Origin of the sequence: Streptococcus mitis, assembly GCF_002005545.1 — a bacterium.
GTDB lineage: Bacteria > Bacillota > Bacilli > Lactobacillales > Streptococcaceae > Streptococcus > Streptococcus mitis_I.
On record NZ_LBMT01000001.1, the window covers coordinates 1,031,890 to 1,049,715 of the forward strand.

Genomic DNA, 17,826 nt, shown 5'->3' on the forward strand with positions numbered 1-17,826 from the left:
AAGACCTAGAATGCACATAAAAGTATGTATTCTAGGTCTTTTGTTTTGTATACATTTGATTTTCAAGAGTACTATCTATTTTTCCAGGCTTGGTAACGGGTATCAATCAATAATTGAGTGAGGCGACCCATAGTTTTCCTTTCTTCTGGAGTGAGGGATTGCGCTTGGATAAAGAGATGATGAATGTGTTCAAGCGCCTTTAAGGAAGACAAGTCATTGATAGAAGTAATACCAGAATCAAGAATGGTGCCAAAGAAGAGGTCGAAGTAAAGTTGGAGTTCCTCGTCAGGGACTGTTGCCACCCATTCCTTGAAGGTTGTGTCAACTTGTTGGCTATCACTGTTGGTCTTATCCAGCTGGACGAAGTGCTTGTCCTCAATCTGCCAACTAAAGGTATCGTGCTGGGCGATACCACCTAAGGCAGTACTGTGCACGATGATTTGCTGGTTAGGGATTTCCATCATCATACCGATAATGGAGCCTTGAGGGATGAAGACCTTGGTTCTATCCATTATCCCTTGATAGCCCTCAGTTTGTGTCAGTTCTTTGTGGAGGCCAGGCGCATCAAAGGTATAAACTGCTGTGATTTGATTTTGCAAGCTTTGCTCAATTTGACTAGCAGCATAGATGGCTAGATTTCCTCCCTTGGAATGCCCAGCCAGAATGACCTTTTGCTTAGGATGTTGGACAAGAAAGTTGTTTAAATAGCGAAGGGCGTGCTTTTGAGCAGGAATTTCCTTCATATAGGTTAGGTGGAAATCTTCCTTCCAGCCAATGATACTGTCATCTGTCCCACGAAAGACAATCAGATAGGTGTCGAGAGTGAGGCGGTAGATCATAGCCGCAAATTGTTTTTGCAGTTCAGGGTCGATGTCATTAATAAAATGGGAGAGTTTGCAATTTTTGAAGCGCTTGTGTTGAGCTAGTTCATCTAATAGCTGGAGGCGATTTTTGCTGGTCAACATGTTAGATTCTCTTGGGACCTGAGGTGCCAGGTCTAAAAGTCGCATAGGAGTTGTGGAGACCAAATTATCAAAGGAGAGGTAGGGGATTTCTGTTAAGGCTAGAATGTCTAACTCATTTAAAGGAAGATCGTAAAAGGAATCGTGTGCGACATCTTTCAGGTAGTCAAAAATATTGGTCATAAGAACTCCTTTCTTTTTATTTATCTTATCACAATCACATATAATTTACTAGTTGGTTTGTACGAGCTCTCTACATACTGACCTATAATGGTATGATTCATACACATAGAAGACAGTTTGCTTTTATTTCAAACCTCTAAACATACTTGTTTGTATCTGTTTGTCGTCAATCCCATTCTCTTTTAAGAAATTTTTCATCTCATTTATATCATCAGGTTGGCCGGTTAAGAGATAAATAGCTTGGTTACCGTATTTCACAACCGCATTTTTTAAAAATGCTTGGCTTTGAGAAAAGATTTCGCTAGTTTTATAAGTTAGATTTGGATTATTCTTACTTAGCTCTCTTAACTCATTATTAAAAATGTTTACTCCTTTGTCTAAATGATTAAGAATGATGGAGCGCTTACCAGCCCACTCTTTCACAACTGGACGTAGAGTAGAAATACCGACATCAGAGGCAAAACAAACCAGTGCTTGGTCATTGTCTTTAACAGATAAAGATGACTCCAGCCAACTCATCTCAATTTTACTACCAGCTGGTAAATGTGTTAAGGTTTCCTTAAACACGCTACCACTATTATGGGTTACAATAAGAATTTCATCCTCATCAGGAGTGGAAGCAAGGGTTAGCCATCGGCTAGCCTGATCCTCCTTTACTGGACTTTTGTCTAGACCAAACGAACTGTCAGGAAGCTTAAACTGAGCATAGGAGCCAGCTTTCCATATTTGATTTTTTGGTTTTGTGATGTGAACTAAATACAAATCTCCGCTGGGATTTTCAATGGATTTTATCGATAAAGTTTGACTTCGTCCAAGATAGGTAATGATTCCCCAAGATATAAAGCCGAGCACTCCAAGTGTAGTTAGAATAATTATGAACATTTTTTTCCCTCGTTTCATTTTTAACTCCTATAGTGTAGTAATTTTCTATGAATGAATAAAAATTTTTTTCATTCAATAATTTCCAAAAAATAAAGAAAAGATTTCTTTATTTCAGTATTCCTTTAATGAAGTTGGTTGCTAGTATTTCTACAGTTTTGCTAATATCTGGAAAATCATTTTCTGTGATATGCATATCCATGTAGTAAAATAGGTTGTAAACTTGTAAAATATCTTGAATTTTTTCTGGAGAATGGCCTACAGCCTGCAAACGATGAGTAAAGGTTTTCACGAGAAATTGATGAAATGGATTCGTGACTTTCCCTTCTTCTGAGGAATAGTAGCTATGCAACTCATCTGCTATGGCAGGATTGTACCATTCTGCAAGGATTTTATTGGAAGAAACGAGTGCTCTGGATTGAGCAAAGAGTTGACTAATAAGATCAATCATATCAATTTCCCAATCCAGTTCTTCGATCATAGTTTGGCGAACACGGTTGTTTTCATCAATATAGATATCTAAAAAAATAGCCTCTTTACTTTCGTAATAGTTATAAAAAGATCCGACTGCCATATGAGCTTGTCTAGCAATTTCTGAAATTCCTGTCGCCTTGTATCCTTTTTTTGAAAAAACTTCATAAGCTGCGGATTTCAAAGCCTGTTTTTTGTCCAATTTGATTCACCTCTTTTCTGAATGAATATTATATATTGTTCATTCATATCTTAACAAATCTTTTTCAGATTGTCAATCTGAAAGCTAGAACTTTTTACGGATACCACTTGATAAGGAGCTTTTCAATGTTAGAAGAGTATAGAGTGTCGTTTTAACTACACTCAAGGTTTGGAAGAATAGATATAAATTTTGGTTAAGGGGATGTATAAAAGAACTGAAATGAGGGTTGAAAAAATTAAAAATAAATGGGTAGTGCTGGCACTATGTCTGAAAATAAGGTATGATATCAATGGGGTTATTCACTATCTGTTTTTGAGTTGTTGTGACAAGGAAATGTCAAAAAAATATTAGATACTAAGCCCTCTATTTATACTAAAGGATTTAAGACTCCTAAAATTAGCAAAGGAGAATCAGATGCACAAGATTTTATTAGTAGAAGATGATCAGGTTATTCGTCAACAAGTCGGAAAAATGCTCTCTGAATGGGGATTTGAAGTGGTCCTGGTAGAAGATTTTATGGAAGTTTTGAGTCTATTTGTTCAGTCGGAACCTCATCTGGTCCTCATGGATATTGGACTGCCTTTGTTTAATGGCTATCACTGGTGTCAGGAAATTCGCAAGATTTCCAAGGTACCCATCATGTTTCTGTCTTCGAGAGACCAGGCTATGGATATTGTCATGGCAATCAATATGGGGGCGGATGACTTTGTGACCAAGCCTTTTGACCAGCAGGTTCTTTTAGCCAAGGTTCAGGGCTTGTTGCGTCGTTCCTATGAGTTTGGGCGTGACGAGAGTTTACTGGAATATGCCGGTGTTATCCTCAATACCAAATCAATGGATTTACATTATCAAGGGCAAGTCTTGAACTTGACCAAGAACGAATTCCAGATTTTACGCGTTTTGTTTGAGCATGCAGGCAATATCGTAGCGCGTGATGACTTGATGCGGGAACTTTGGAACAGTGACTTTTTCATTGATGATAATACCCTCTCTGTCAATGTAGCTCGTTTGCGTAAAAAATTGGAAGAGCAGGGCTTGGTAGGATTTATCGAGACCAAGAAAGGAATAGGGTACGGACTGAAGCATGCTTGATTGGAAACAATTTTTTCTGGCCTATCTGCGCTCCCGTAGTCGTCTTTTTGTCTATCTACTTGCTTTGGCATTTCTAGTTTTGCTTTTTCAGTTTTTATTTGCCAGTTTGGGAACTTACTTTCTCTACTTTTTCCTGCTGTGTTGCTTTGTAACCATCTTATTTTTCGCTTGGGACATATTGGTAGAAATGCAGGTCTATCGCCAGGAAATTCTCTACGGGGAGAGGGAAGCCAAATCTCCATTGGAAAGAGTTTTGGCTGAAAAATTAGAAGCGCGAGAGATGGAACTCTATCAGCAGAGGTCAGATTCAGAAAGAAAACTGACGGATTTGCTGGATTACTATACCTTGTGGGTCCATCAGATTAAGACCCCCATTGCAGCCAGTCAACTCTTAGTTGCAGAAGTAGCCGACCGCCAACTGAAGCAGCAATTAGAACAGGAAATTTTCAAGATTGACTCCTATACCAATCTAGTCTTACAGTACCTGCGTTTAGAAAGTTTTCATGATGATTTGGTCTTAAAGCAGGTTCAAATCGAGGACTTGGTTAAGGAAATAATTCGTAAATATGCTCTTTTCTTTATTCAAAAAGGCTTAAATGTCAATCTACATGACCTTGATAAAGAAATCGTGACGGATAAAAAGTGGCTGCTAGTGGTTATTGAGCAAATCATCTCAAACAGTCTCAAGTACACCAAGGAAGGTGGTCTGGAGATTTATATGGAGGGGCAAGAGCTTTGTATCAAGGATACGGGAATCGGGATAAAAAACAGTGATGTCCTCCGAGTCTTTGAACGTGGTTTCTCAGGATACAATGGCCGTTTGACCCAACAGTCCTCTGGCCTTGGCCTCTACCTCTCTAAGAAAATTTCTGAAGAACTGGGTCACCAGATTCGTATTGAGTCTGAGGTTGGAAAAGGAACGATAGTGCGGATTCAGTTTACTCAAGTGAACTTAGTCCTTGAGTGAGAAGAGACAATGAGTTTTTACCCAATCTCTTTTTGCTATATTTCAGGATATTTGAAGACTGTTTTTTACAAAACCAATAATAGAATTTTTAATACGGAATATAAAGTATATTGAAGCTAGAATAGTACATTATGACTGCTAAAACATTTCTAGAAATTAATTTGACTTTCCTGATAGGTTTGTTCATATCTTATTTCAATCTACTATAGTATAAATATTGGTTCAAAGTGAAGTTTTGTATGCTTTATACTTTTGTTGAGTATAAAATCTATAAACTAAGGGTGAATTACAAAAATTAATTTGAGATGAAGTGAATTGTAGACTTGGGAAATGTCTCCTATTCGATTTCAGAATGAATCGTTGATACAGGATTAAAAGAACTGCAGCTTTCTTTTTATTTTGAATGAGATAGGTGTATATAGATTTGTGTAACTGGTGTAGAACTGTTTCCAAGAATTTATTGAATGTATCGAATACACACATTCTATTGATTTTGAACCAGTTTTTAATTTCTAAATGTTATAATAGTTTTATCAAGTAAAAGGAGACTGCCATGATTGGAGACAATATAAAATTCTTACGAAAATCACATAATCTGATATAACCAGAATTTTCACGGATTGTGGGTGTGTCACGAAATAGCCTAAATCGTTAGAAAAAGATGAAAAAGCTTACTTTCAATAGAAGTATTGGAAATATTCATTTTACATCTATCAAAGAAACATGGGATAGACCTATATTTTACAAAATAGCAAATTATATTTTGAATGATAGTAAAAACGGCAGTACTTGTGTGATTTACAATTATTGCACTCAATGTCCGAGTATCGCACTATCTGAAATAGGGAATAGTAGAGATTGTTCTGCGATATGTAAAAAAACGCATTAGCAAGGAGTATTGTATATGCTACCATATCTTAAAACTATTAGATGGTATCTCTTCTTTAATTTTCTTTTTGGTGTAGTATCGAATATCTGCACAGCTTTGTTACCGTATTTCACGCAGGCATTAATCAAAGGGGATTATCAAGTAGCTCTATATGGTTACTCTATGTCAGTGGCAGGCTATTTGAGTTGTAACTATATCCAAATGATACTTGATTGGAAGCAGGGGATTATCTTTTCGACTACTTTGAAAAATGAGTGGTTTCGTTCACTTCTGGGACTCAGTCACCACGATTTCAAGCAGAAAACAGTAGCAGAGTATATTTCCTATCAATCTAATGACCTAGATTCGTTGGAAAAGGATTACCTTCCTCCATTGATGAGTTTTATCAAACAAATTTTACGTATCATCATTTACGCTTTCATTATTAGCAGAACAATTAATCCTATTGTATCACTGATTTTAATCTTTTCCACTGGAATTAGTATTCAAATTCCTAAAATCGTTGGGAAGTTGACCGCTAATCGTAGACAGGTTTACTTGAAAAAACAAGGAGATTACTATCGAACTTTGGAGGATTTGCTCATGGGACATCATTTGGTAAATAAACTAACTATGTCGCATTTTTTGAATCAACAAAAGAGTTCTCTAAAGAATTTGCAGGATAAGTATTTTAAGTATGGTTTGACAAAAATTACAGGCATCTTATTGACAGGTGTTTCTTTTGAATTCATTAGTCTTGTTCTGTTTATTTACTTAGCCTACTCTCTATCTCACCAGCAACTCGGTATTCCTGAGGTGGTGGCGAGTTTCGGATATATTAATGCTTTTTCTGAACCAATACAGGAAATCCTTTATGATTTACAAATGTTAGAGTCCGTAAAGCCTGTAATCAAGAGTTTTCAAAACATTGTTGGGAGATCCGTTTCAGTTCAAGCACCTCAACATTCTTTTGATACGATTACTTTGAAAAACATTTCCAAACAACTGGGAGAATCAAAATTGATAATTACTTCCGCTACGATTCAAAAAGGAGATAAAATTGCGCTTATTGGTGAGAATGGGTCTGGAAAAAGTAGTCTTCTCAACATTTTAAATGGAACAGATGAAGATTTTGAAGGACAAATTGTGCTAGATGGGCTTGTTTTGGACCATCTTTGGGGAAGATTCGGTATGATTCTGCAACAAGAACATACATTTATTTCGAGTTATGAAAATAATGTAACGCTATTCAATAGTTTCAATGAAAAATTCAGAGAAGAAGATTTTGAAAAAATTCCACCACAATCCCTGTCAGGTGGTCAGCAACAACGAATGTATTTAAATCGTGAGAAAAATCGTAAAAATCCATTGCTTATCCTAGACGAACCTTTCTCTGCCTTGGATACTAATCAGTTTAAAATGGAATTGGAAAGAGTTCTGGAACTACCAAGTGCCGTCATTGTTACTTTACATCGCCAAAACGAATTATTAAGTAAGTTTGACCAAGTTTGGGAAATTAAGAATGGAGAACTTGTAATTTTGAAATAGCTAAATTATAGAGAATAAAACGCATATTATCAGGAGTTCAGAGGAGATACCGTTTTTCCTTCTTCGGATAAGGAAACAAAAATTTCTTGCTTCATCTATCTATTCAATTGATAGATTTCTTCGGAGAAAGACTGTAAAATTTTTGATATAATGTTAAGGATGGACTGACGGATATTTAAAAGATAATGTTCAACAGAATTACAGGTGAGAAGAAAAATATATAAGATTGGATAGAAGTCTCTCTACCATCATCCATGCAGAAACAAGATTATATGAAATAGAAGGAGTAACCAATGACCGGAAACTATTCAACACGTGAATACCGTGAGAAATTATATGATGATCTTCATGTTCGATTAAGAGATACAGTGATTTTGATGTGTGCGATTTTTATTGCCTCTATCGGACTAAATATGAATTCAACAGCTGTCATTATTGGAGCTATGCTGATTTCCCCTCTTATGACACCGATTGTTGGACTGGGGTTTGGTTTAGCTATTTTTGATACGCGTTTAATCAAGCAATCTCTAGAGGTTTTATTTACCCAAGTATTGGTCAGCTTGCTTGTCTCGGCTCTGTATTTCTGGATTTCTCCCTTATCTTATGAAAGTAGCGAATTGATTGCACGAACCTCTCCAACCATTTGGGATGTTCTTATTGCTATTGCTGGTGGGATAGCAGGCGTCATTGGTTCAAGGAAAAAAGAAGCAAACAATATCGTGCCAGGAGTAGCCATTGCAACAGCTCTGATGCCACCTATCTGTACTGCAGGTTACGGTTTAGCTAATGGAAATGTACGATTTTTATTTGGAGCTCTCTATCTTTTCTTGATCAACTGTGTTTTTATCATGCTAATCAACATTGTTGGAACAAGAATTTTGATGAGAAAATCTCCCTTAAGTTCATTTAAAGAGCTAAATATTAAAATGAGAATTGGGTTGATATCCTTGATTGTATTATTGATTCTTCCAGCTAGTTATTCAGCAGTCACTCTGACGATAGATCAAGCGCGAAAAGAAGGAATCAAACAGTTTGTAGGAAAAGAGTTCGCCAATCATACGGTCATCAATCAAGTCTACAAGTCAAGGAACAATGAATTGGTCTTGACGGTTGTTGGAGATCCGATTTCGGAAGAAGAATTAGAAACGCTCCACCAAAAACAAGCCTCTTACGGTATTCAATCTGTTCAATTGAAAGTCAATCAAGTCCATAATTCGACAAAATTAGACGGTGAGACGACCAAGGAATTTTATGAAACCATTAACAAGTATATCGATCAAAAACTCTCTGAAAAAGATTCACAAAAAGATCTCGTAAAAGAAAATGAAGCAGACAAGGATTGAGGATATTGACCTTATCTAACTCATGAAAGCAAATCTTGGGAGGATATCATTTGTGGTGGTTTGACCAATCACTACTAGCTCAGGTCAAATAAAATATAAAAAAGCAACAGCTGAAATAGTTGTTGCTTTTTCTGGCTCTGAAAAATGTTTCTCAGACTGTGATTGTTTTATTTCTCAACGCGTGATTTGTTGGCGATATCAGCTAGGATAGCTTGAACAAAATCATCTACTGAGACAGTTTGTGTTTCTTTTTGGCCGTAGCGACGAACGTTGACTGTTCCGTCTTCCATTTCCTTGTCCCCAACGATTAATTGGTAAGGAATCTTGCTTGTTTGTGAAGCACGGATCTTGAACTGCATTTTTTCATTGCGCTCATCTACATCTGCACGGACACCGCGGTCACGGAGTTTTTTAGCTACTTCCCATGCGTAGTCAACGTGTTTTTCGTTAGATACTGGGATGAGAGTTACTTGGTGTGGTGCAAGCCATGTTGGGAAGGCACCCTTGTAGTTCTCAATCAAGATAGCGGTGAAGCGTTCCATAGTTGAGATAACTCCACGGTGGATCATAACTGGACGGTGCTCTTCACCATCAGCTCCGATATATTTAAGGTCGAAGCGTTCTGGAAGCAAGAAGTCAAGTTGGATAGTAGAAAGAGTTTCTTCTTTTCCAAGAGCGGTCTTAACTTGAATATCCAATTTTGGTCCGTAGAAGGCTGCTTCACCTTCGGCTTCAAAGTAGTCCACGCCCATTTCATCAAGGGCTGCACGAAGCATAGTTTGGGCATTTTCCCACATCTCATCGTTGTCAAAGTACTTATGAGTATCTTGAGGGTCACGAAGAGAGAGGCGGAAGCGGTATTCAGTCAAGTTGAAATCTTCATAAACATCGATAATCAACTGAAGGGCACGTTGGAATTCTTCTTGGATTTGTTCTGGAGTCACAAAGAGGTGACCGTCGTTGAGTGACATTTCACGTACACGTTGAAGACCAGTAAGGGCACCAGATTTTTCATAACGGTGCATCATACCGATTTCAGCGATACGGATTGGCAACTCACGGTATGAGTGAACATGGTGTTTGAAGACTTGGATGTGGTGCGGACAGTTCATCGGACGAAGGACAAATTCTTCCCCGTCACCCATGTCCATAGTTGGGAACATGTCTTCTTGGTAATGATCCCAGTGACCAGAAGTCTTGTAAAGTTCAACAGAAGCAAGTGGTGGAGTGTAAACGTGTTGGTAGCCAGAAGCCAACTCCTTGTCTACGATGTAGCGTTCCAATTCACGACGAATAGTCGCACCATTTGGCAACCAGAATGGAAGTCCTTGACCAACCTCTTGAGAAATCATGAAGAGATCAAGCTCTTTACCAAGTTTACGGTGGTCACGTTCCTTAGCTTCTTCACGCATTTGAAGGTAGTTTTTCAAGTCTTTCTTGTCGAACCAAGCTGTACCATAGATACGTTGCATCATAGCGTTGTCGCTATTTCCACGCCAGTAAGCACCTGCTACATGGAGAAGGTGGAAGATTTGGATGCGGCCTGTTGATGGGACGTGAGGGCCACGGCAAAGGTCTACATATTCACCCTGACGATAGATAGTCAAACCACCTTCGTCTTCTGAGTGTTCTTCAATCAATTCTAATTTGTAAGGGTCGTTCTTGAAGATTTCACGTGCCTCGTCTTTAGTAACTTCTTCACGGATTGATGGGAAGTTTTCTTTGACGATTTTTTGCATTTCTTCTTCGATACGAGGAAGGTCTTCGTTAGAGATTTGACCAGCTGTGTTGTCTGTATCGTAGTAGAAGCCGTCTTCGATGGCTGGACCAACTCCCAAGTGAATGTCTGGGAAAAGACGACGAGCTGCTTGGGCGAACAAGTGAGCAGCTGAGTGACGCAAGATTGGAAGGGCATCTTCGTGATCAGGTGTCACGATTTCGATGCTTCCATCTTCAGTGATAGCACGAGTAGTGTCGATGAGTTTGCCGTTGAATTTACCAGCCAAGGCTTTTTTAGCTAGGGAATTGCTGATAGATTGGGCAATTTCAAAAGTTGTAACGCCAGATTCGAATTCACGAACAGCGCCATCTGGGAAAGTAATGTTAATCATGATGTTCTCCTTACTTATATTATTGACGAATGTGTTAACCCTATTCTGAAAACAGGGACAGAGGATTGTGAAAGATAGAAAAACAAAAAGCGACATCCTCGAAAGGACGTCGCAACGTGGTTCCACCTTCATTTATGTTCCTCAAAAAAGAGGGACACCTCTGATTGGCTCTAACGTGGCCACCGTTTTATGTTTTCATAAAAGTCAGTAGAGTAGTATCAGTATAGTCTTTCTATGCGTTCTCAGCAACCACGCACTCTCTAGTAGAAAGGGACTAAGTGACTTGTCTCTATGGATTATTATAGCATGATTGTGAGATTTTTCAAGGATTTTGTGAAAGTTTTTGTTTTTCATTTTTGTAGAATATGCTTGATGCCAATACCGGAAGCCATGCCCACCAGAGCAACTGTTTCATAGATTAGCAAGTAAATTAGTATAAACTCACCAAAAGTTATGATAGTAAAGCAAAAGAGCAGTCCGTTACCAATTAACCACCAAAGTGAGAAACGGAAACGGTAGCTATAGATTAGCGATACAATCAAGATTACCAGAGGTGTAAAGAAGAGAATATTATTTACGTAGAGACTCTTGAGCAAAAGGGGGTCAGAAATAATTAGTGATAACAACTGATAAAGTGGCCAATAAAAGAAAAATATGACCAGATAGTAGGGGAGATGGGAATAGAATCTAGGCATGATAATCACCTCGTTTAAAAACAGACAACTTAGATTTCTTGTTATAATCATTATAGCATGTTTAAAACAAGAAAGTAAATCTGTTGACAAAGAAGTTAGTTATTGGTAGAATAGGGATTGTCGTAAAGACAAATAACTTCTTCTTGGTTACAGGCATGCCAACCTGTCACTCGGATGAAGCCAAATAAAAAGGAGAAACATCATGGCAATCTCAAAAGAGAAAAAAAATGAAATCATTGCACAATATGCACGTCACGAAGGTGATACAGGTTCAGTAGAGGTTCAAGTTGCTGTCCTTACTTGGGAAATCAACCACCTTAACGAACACATCAAACAACACAAAAAAGACCACGCTACTTACCGTGGATTGATGAAAAAAATCGGTCGCCGTCGTAACTTGCTTGCATACTTGCGTAAAAACGACGTTAACCGTTACCGTGAGTTAATCAACTCTCTAGGACTTCGTCGCTAATCTTGCGTCTAAACCGTTTCTATACTTCGTTGGCTTCGGCTCGATGTACCATTAGTACAATCTTCGCCTCGTCGCCTAGTCTATAAACGGTTTATCCAGCAAGACTGGAGCTCTTTGATTTTCAGAGGGCTTTTTACGTTGTCACATTACCTTGGTATGCTCAAGTATTATCTTCGGTTACGGTTCCTAGCACTGTAAGGTAAAATAAACCAGAATGATCTCCCTTCGGGGAGATTTTTTTGTTTCACTAAAAATTTTGTACAATCTTCTCCTCGCCGTCTAGTCTATAAACGTTTTATCCAGCAAGAATCATGATGCTAAGGGCGTAAGAAATCCGTATGAAAATAGGGAAACGACACCGTGTTCGATGAACACAAGGAGTTTCATCTTTTTCATTAGGATTTTAGCCCGGGCTCAAATCAGCTCTCTGATTTTCAGAGGGCTTTTTTATTGAGGTTTTATCGGTCACAATTTTGGAGACTACAAAAACCTCAAATGGTATCAGCTAATTACACCATAAAGGTGCGTAGCTACTCGGCTTGAAAAGCCGAGTAGCTGTCTGCAAGCCCCCTCGGAGAGCCCACACTTTACGAAGTAAAGTATAGTATGTTTATACTTTACATGGAAGTAGTCACCGAATTCCAGTTAGAAATTACTTTGTAACTACGTTTTGAGGAGGAGTAAAATGCTTTCCTATGTTCGACATTACCCACTAGCGATAGCTAAATTAATGTGTCTGTGCTCTCCTAAAATCTGCTGATTTATTACTGACCAATACAGGAGGTTTTTTATGGGACAGACAATCATATCTGCTATTGGTGTTTATATTTCCACCAGTATCGATTATTTAATTATTTTATTTATTTTATTTGCACAGCTATCACAGAATAAACAAAAATGGCATATTTATGCGGGGCAATATCTAGGCACAGGCTTACTTGTAGGGGCGAGTTTAGTTGCTGCTTATGTCGTTAATTTCGTGCCTGAAGAATGGATGGTTGGATTGCTTGGTTTAATCCCTATCTATTTAGGGATTCGCTTTGCAATTATTGGAGAAGGTGAGGAAGAAGAGGAAGAAGAGGAAGAAATTATTGAAAGATTAGAACAAAGCAAGGCAAATCAACTGTTTTGGACAGTTACATTGCTGACAATTGCGTCTGGCGGAGATAATTTAGGTATCTATATACCTTATTTTGCTTCGTTAGATTGGTCACAGACCCTCGTGGCCTTGCTTGTGTTTGTAATCGGCATAATTATCTTATGCGAGATTAGTCGGGTGTTATCCTCTATTCCCTTAATATTCGAGACAATTGAAAAATACGAGCGAATCATTGTGCCCTTAGTATTCATTCTACTTGGACTATACATCATGTATGAAAATGGCACGATAGAGACTTTTCTGACCGTGTAGATTTTTTTGTTTCACTAGGATTTTAGCCCGAGCTCAAATCAGCTCTCTGACTTCAGAGGGCTTTTTGCGTTGGCACCTTACCTCGATATACTCAAGTATAATCTTCGGTTACGGTTCCTAGAACAATAAAATCAACTATATTCATTTGTTCTCATCTTGTTCCATTGTTGAAAATATGGTATACTTTTTCATGAGAATTTTCTAAATTTTTAAGATTCTATCAAAGGAGGTTTGCATGCTTTCCAAATTTTCTGGAAGCCGACAAGACCAGCAATTTGTGTTACTTTTAGTTATTTTGCTAGGTATTTTAGTGATTTCTCTCTTTCTAGCAGTTTCAATGGGATCTGTTGCGATTGAACTAGGAGATACCTATCGGATTATTTTGAGCAGGTTGGGATTTCCTCTTGAGATAGGAGAGGTTTCCAAGTCTACTCTTGCCATTGTATGGAACATGAGATTCCCTCGAGTATTGTTAGGTCTGATAGTAGGAGCAGGACTTTCTATGTGTGGTAGTGTGATGCAGTCTACAGTGAACAATCCCATCGCTGAGCCTTATGTCTTAGGAATATCTGCGGGTGCAACTCTAGGAGCAACCTTGAGCATCATTCTTGGTTTAAAAGTGATGATTAGCCTTGGAGCTTTTCTTGGAGCTATTTTAGCAACAATTGCTGTCCTCATCATTGCCTCTATGCAGGGAAGGATGACGACTTCCAGTCTGATCTTATCAGGAACGGTGGTCAACGCTCTCTTTCTGGCTTTTTCAAACTTTATTATCTCAGTTGGCGCTAATGCGGACAGTGTGATGACCATTAAGTTTTGGACCATGGGGTCGCTCGCTGGGACTTCCTGGGCAGACTTGCTCCTGCCAACTATAGTAGTAGGAATAGCCTTTCTATTTTTCTCTACTCAGTATCGTGTTTTCAATGCGATGATGATGGGAGATGAGGCTGCTTTAACTTTGGGGATTCCCTTACGCTTTTATTGGTATCTTTATGTGACCATGGTGGCTGTGCTAACAGCAGTATTAGTGGCAACCTGTGGGATTATTGGATTTGTCGGTCTGATTACTCCACATTTAGCTCGAGGGTTAGTAGGAACGAATTACAAGAGGCTTTTTCCTGTTGCAACCTTGCTAGGTGCCCTCTTTGTCATCTGGGCAGACGTACTCTCCCGTATCATCATTCCAAACGCAGAGCTTCCAATTGGTATTTTCACAGCCTTAGTAGGTGCTCCCTTCTTTATCTACATTGTTGGAGGTAGGCGAAGGGAGGTGAGGGTCTGATATGGACTTGATTTGTCAGGATATCCATTTTGGACTAGGAGAGAAAAAAATCCTCAAAGGAGTCTCTCTTAAGGTTGAAGGGCATCAATTTCACACGATATTAGGGCCAAATGGAAGTGGAAAAACCAGCCTACTTAAACTCCTCTATCGTCAGGAAAAGGCGGACAAAGGCTTGATAAGCCTAGATGGAAAGCCACTGGAACATTGGTCACTCAAAGAAACAGCCAAGCAAATGGCAGTTGTCACTCAGTTTAATCAATTGCAGTTTGATTGTACAGTTGAGGAAATCGTCTTGCTGGGAAGAACTCCCCACCTCTCTTTTTTACAGAAGGAAAAGGAAAGAGATTATGTTCTCGTTCAAGATGCTCTTGTCAAGGTGGATATGCTCGAGAAGAAAACTCGTCTCTATTCGTCTCTGTCAGGGGGAGAGAAACAGCGAGTTTTGTTAGCTCGCGCCTTGGCGCAAGAACCAACTCTCTTGCTCCTGGACGAGCCAACCAATCACTTGGATATCAAGTATCAGCTAGACTTGCTGGCCATTGTGAAGAGTCTCAAGGTCAATGTTCTAGCTGTCCTACATGATATTCAACTTGCTTGTCGCTATTCGGATTATCTCTATCTGATGAAAGAGGGGGAAATCCTTTACCAAGGGACTCCAAAGGAGACCATCACCCCTGAGTCATTGCAAACTGTATACGGAGTTCAAAGTCAGGTGACTTGGACCGAGGATCATCAAGCCATGATTCACTATTTATAAGAATGAAAAGGAAAACAAGATGAAAAAAACACTCAGTATTTTACTCGTAACAGTAGCTACCTTAACTTTGGCAGCTTGTGGTAACACTACTACAGAAAAAGCTACCACACAATCTAGCACAGAGACAAGTCAAAAGGCTAACGCAGAGACGACTTATCCGCTAACTATCAAAACTTATGATGCTAAGGGAAATGAAGTCGAACAAGTCTTTGACAAGGCACCTGAAAAAGTTATCACCAACAATCTTTCAACCACTGAAATCTTATTGGAGTTGGGGTTGAAGGATAAAATTGTTGGCATGCTTAACCCTGACAATGCTGTGACGGACAAATACAAGGACGCGATTGCGACTATTCCTCAAATTGGGGATAAAAAAACAGTCTCACAAGAGACAGTACTTTCTTATGAGCCAGACGCTGTGATGGGTCGAAACATGATGTTTTCTGAAAAATCTTTGGGGACAGTTAACGCTTGGAATGAAAATAAAATCCCAGTCTATACGCAAAAAGCTTCTCTCTCAACAATTCAGCAAGATTTGGGAAATATTGTAGAAGATGTCAAAAATCTGGGAATGATTTTTAATGTTCAGGACAAGGCTAATGAATACGCAGCCCAATTACAAACTAAAATTGACGCTGTTAAGAAAGCAAACCCAGCAAGCCAAGGTGAAAAGAAAAAGGCTTTGATTATGGTTGCTTATAATGATCAAACCTTCGGTGCCTACAAGTCTGCTTTGCAAGAAAGTTTGCTGAACCAACTTGGTTATACCAACGTTGCTACGGGGACATCAGGCTTGACCTTGGAAAACCTCGTGTCAATGGATCCTGAATTGATTATCTATGTAACCAGCGACCGCAATAAAAAATTGGATGAAAAAGCAGTAGAGTTGATAAAGGCAAATGCTGTTTTGGAAGGTGTTCCTGCTATTAAGAATCAAAAAATCATGACTATCTCTTACGATGAATTGATGGACTATGGTCCAGCAGTGATTGATTCCCTTGAGAAAATCAATGACTTTATCAATAAATAATGAGTTTAATTGGGAAGAAATTCAAGTCAAAATCAGCCTTCCTTCTAACTACGACCCCAATCAAACCTATCCGGCTATTTTATTGAATGATGGAAACTTGGACTTCCTATCGTCCCTTTCCGAATCTGTGATTTTAGTGGGCTTGACCTCTAAAAATCGCCTAGATGACTACACTCCTTGGAAGGCAGCTACTCTGAGAGATGGAGCTCCAGATTTTGGAGGTCAGGCCAAGGTCTATCATGATCATTTATTTGGAGGTCTTTTAGACAAGCTGCAGTCGCTTTATCGCCTGGACGAAACTCGTCTTGCTTATGGAGGTTATTCACTAGGTGGTTTGGCGGCAATCTACAGTCTTTTCAGCTTTGACAAGGTTTCCTGTGTCTTTTCGATCTGTGGTTCCTTTTGGTATCCTGATTTTGTGGCTTACTGCAAGGCAGAGGCAGTGAAAAATCTAGACTGTTTGCTGTATTTACAGAATGGTCAAACAGAAGGAGCACACCATACTAATCGCTTGGCTCAAGCACCAGTCTGTGCTGAGCAGATCCATACCAGTCTTCAGAAATGGTATCCGAACGGTCAGTTTGTCTTTGACCCTTATGGGCACCATGAACAAGTGGATGAGCGATTTCTAGCCTTTTCCAGCTGGTTGGCCCAAAAATGGAAAATCGAATAACAGATTTATCCCTTGGCTTTTGCCAAGGGATTGTTGTATTTATTTAACCAAGTTTTTCTCTCTTTTTATCTGGATTCCATACGAAGCTTGCGATAAAGCTAAAGATGATGGTTAGGATAGCTAGGATAATGGCAAGGATGAGGGCAGGGATGCGGATAAACCACCAGAGTGGGTTTGGTTTTTTATCATTGTGCCATTGTTTCGTTTCTTCATCCAGACGTTGGAATTCTGCTTGAATGCGATTGGCGACTGTTTCAATGCCTTCATCATTCATTTTCTTGATATCTGAGATATCAATTGGATTTCCAAAGTTCATATCAACACGCTCACGGCTAACCAAGCCTTTCAAGGTCATGGGACCTGTGTAGGTAACCGGCATAATACGAACCTTGGCCATTTTGGCAATCAGAGCTACGCCCCCCTTGACATCGTTTGAGTGACGGCTCCCACTTGGAAACATGATGAGAGAGCGGTCGCTTTTTTTGAGAACATTGATAGGGTATTTGATGGCTGAGGCGCTAGGATTTTCACGGTCAATAGGAAAAGCCCCACACATACGAATCCACCAGCCAAAGATACGGTTGGTAAAGAGCTCTTTTTTGGCCATAAAGATAAACTGTTTTGGCTTGGTCACAAAGGCCATGTAAACAGGATCCCACCAGGTACGGTGAGGCGCAACCAGAATATAATTTTCATCTTGATTAGGAATTTTATCAGTATTATGATAGTGGGCATTGCCATTGATGGACCATAGGAGCAATACAACCAATCCACGTAAATAAGTATAAAACATGCGATCTCCTTCGATTATTTTCTTGTTATTATTATACCTTATCAAAGGAGGGCTGGCAAACTTTTCCCTTGACTAGGTGCAGATTTG

The 17,826-nt window shown here is 39.1% G+C and carries 15 protein-coding genes and 1 pseudogene; 10 read left to right on the forward strand and 6 right to left on the reverse strand.

The features are described from left to right. Nucleotides 1-71 precede the first annotated feature (71 nt). The 3 genes from QS39_RS05450 to QS39_RS05460 all read right to left on the reverse strand — a co-directional run bounded on the left by QS39_RS05450 (nucleotide 72) and on the right by QS39_RS05460 (nucleotide 2,703). Complete coding sequence (locus tag QS39_RS05450) at nucleotides 72-1,145, reverse strand: DUF2974 domain-containing protein (protein ID WP_077804849.1); 1,074 nt, start codon at nucleotides 1,143-1,145, stop codon at nucleotides 72-74. A 123-nt stretch (nucleotides 1,146-1,268) separates the two neighbouring features. Continuing rightward, nucleotides 1,269-2,045 (reverse strand): ferredoxin reductase domain-containing protein, encoded by a 777-nt coding sequence (locus QS39_RS05455; RefSeq protein WP_077804850.1) that lies wholly within the window; start codon nucleotides 2,043-2,045, stop codon nucleotides 1,269-1,271. Nucleotides 2,046-2,133: 88 nt separating this feature from the next. Continuing rightward, entirely contained in the window at nucleotides 2,134-2,703 is a 570-nt protein-coding gene (locus tag QS39_RS05460) for a TetR/AcrR family transcriptional regulator (RefSeq protein WP_142761244.1), read from the reverse strand. 408 nt (nucleotides 2,704-3,111) lie between these two features. Between QS39_RS05460 and QS39_RS05465 the strand changes: the two genes are divergently transcribed. From QS39_RS05465 to QS39_RS05480, 4 genes are all read left to right on the forward strand, one after another. After that, nucleotides 3,112-3,789 carry a response regulator transcription factor gene (locus QS39_RS05465; protein WP_000548991.1) on the forward strand — a complete coding sequence of 226 codons (678 nt, stop codon included), beginning with the start codon at nucleotides 3,112-3,114 and terminating at the stop codon, nucleotides 3,787-3,789. Continuing rightward, nucleotides 3,782-4,756: a sensor histidine kinase gene (locus tag QS39_RS05470; protein WP_077804851.1), complete on the forward strand. Its 975-nt coding sequence runs from the start codon at nucleotides 3,782-3,784 to the stop codon at nucleotides 4,754-4,756. Before QS39_RS05465 ends, QS39_RS05470 begins: the two co-directional genes overlap by 8 nt. A gap of 904 nt (nucleotides 4,757-5,660) precedes the next feature. Continuing rightward, nucleotides 5,661-7,172: an ATP-binding cassette domain-containing protein gene (locus tag QS39_RS05475; protein ID WP_077804852.1), complete on the forward strand. Its 1,512-nt coding sequence runs from the start codon at nucleotides 5,661-5,663 to the stop codon at nucleotides 7,170-7,172. A 293-nt stretch (nucleotides 7,173-7,465) separates the two neighbouring features. Next, nucleotides 7,466-8,515 carry a DUF389 domain-containing protein gene (locus QS39_RS05480; RefSeq protein ID WP_077804853.1) on the forward strand — a complete coding sequence of 350 codons (1,050 nt, stop codon included), beginning with the start codon at nucleotides 7,466-7,468 and terminating at the stop codon, nucleotides 8,513-8,515. A 167-nt stretch (nucleotides 8,516-8,682) separates the two neighbouring features. Here QS39_RS05480 and thrS read toward each other — a convergent pair whose 3' ends face one another. Together thrS and QS39_RS11290 are read right to left on the reverse strand one after the other, a co-directional pair. Continuing rightward, a complete protein-coding gene (gene thrS / locus QS39_RS05485; protein ID WP_000608345.1) occupies nucleotides 8,683-10,626 on the reverse strand; it encodes a threonine--tRNA ligase in 1,944 nt (647 codons plus the stop codon). Nucleotides 10,627-10,948: 322 nt separating this feature from the next. Further along, nucleotides 10,949-11,321, reverse strand: a pseudogene (locus QS39_RS11290) (hypothetical protein). Nucleotides 11,322-11,523: 202 nt separating this feature from the next. On the opposite strand from QS39_RS11290, the gene rpsO reads away from it, so the two are divergent. The 6 genes from rpsO to QS39_RS05520 all read left to right on the forward strand — a co-directional run bounded on the left by rpsO (nucleotide 11,524) and on the right by QS39_RS05520 (nucleotide 16,946). Next, the gene (gene rpsO, locus QS39_RS05495) at nucleotides 11,524-11,793 is read left to right on the forward strand and encodes a 30S ribosomal protein S15 (protein ID WP_001018251.1); all 270 of its coding nucleotides are present in this window, start codon (nucleotides 11,524-11,526) and stop codon (nucleotides 11,791-11,793) included. A gap of 790 nt (nucleotides 11,794-12,583) precedes the next feature. Beyond that, the gene (locus QS39_RS05500) at nucleotides 12,584-13,204 is read left to right on the forward strand and encodes a CadD family cadmium resistance transporter (protein ID WP_000531711.1); all 621 of its coding nucleotides are present in this window, start codon (nucleotides 12,584-12,586) and stop codon (nucleotides 13,202-13,204) included. 235 nt (nucleotides 13,205-13,439) lie between these two features. Beyond that, a complete protein-coding gene (locus QS39_RS05505) occupies nucleotides 13,440-14,486 on the forward strand; it encodes a FecCD family ABC transporter permease (RefSeq protein WP_077804855.1) in 1,047 nt (348 codons plus the stop codon). Between the two features lies 1 nt (nucleotide 14,487). Further along, nucleotides 14,488-15,243, forward strand: a complete 756-nt coding sequence (locus tag QS39_RS05510; RefSeq protein ID WP_077804856.1) for an ABC transporter ATP-binding protein — start codon at nucleotides 14,488-14,490, stop codon at nucleotides 15,241-15,243. A gap of 19 nt (nucleotides 15,244-15,262) precedes the next feature. Beyond that, nucleotides 15,263-16,273, forward strand: a complete 1,011-nt coding sequence (locus QS39_RS05515) for an ABC transporter substrate-binding protein (protein WP_077804857.1) — start codon at nucleotides 15,263-15,265, stop codon at nucleotides 16,271-16,273. Further along, nucleotides 16,254-16,946 (forward strand): alpha/beta hydrolase-fold protein, encoded by a 693-nt coding sequence (locus tag QS39_RS05520; RefSeq protein WP_077804858.1) that lies wholly within the window; start codon nucleotides 16,254-16,256, stop codon nucleotides 16,944-16,946. The genes QS39_RS05515 and QS39_RS05520 overlap by 20 nt, the downstream gene beginning before the upstream one ends. A gap of 43 nt (nucleotides 16,947-16,989) precedes the next feature. Here QS39_RS05520 and QS39_RS05525 read toward each other — a convergent pair whose 3' ends face one another. Continuing rightward, nucleotides 16,990-17,739, reverse strand: a complete 750-nt coding sequence (locus QS39_RS05525; RefSeq protein ID WP_077804859.1) for a lysophospholipid acyltransferase family protein — start codon at nucleotides 17,737-17,739, stop codon at nucleotides 16,990-16,992. Between the last annotated feature and the right edge of the window lie 87 nt (nucleotides 17,740-17,826).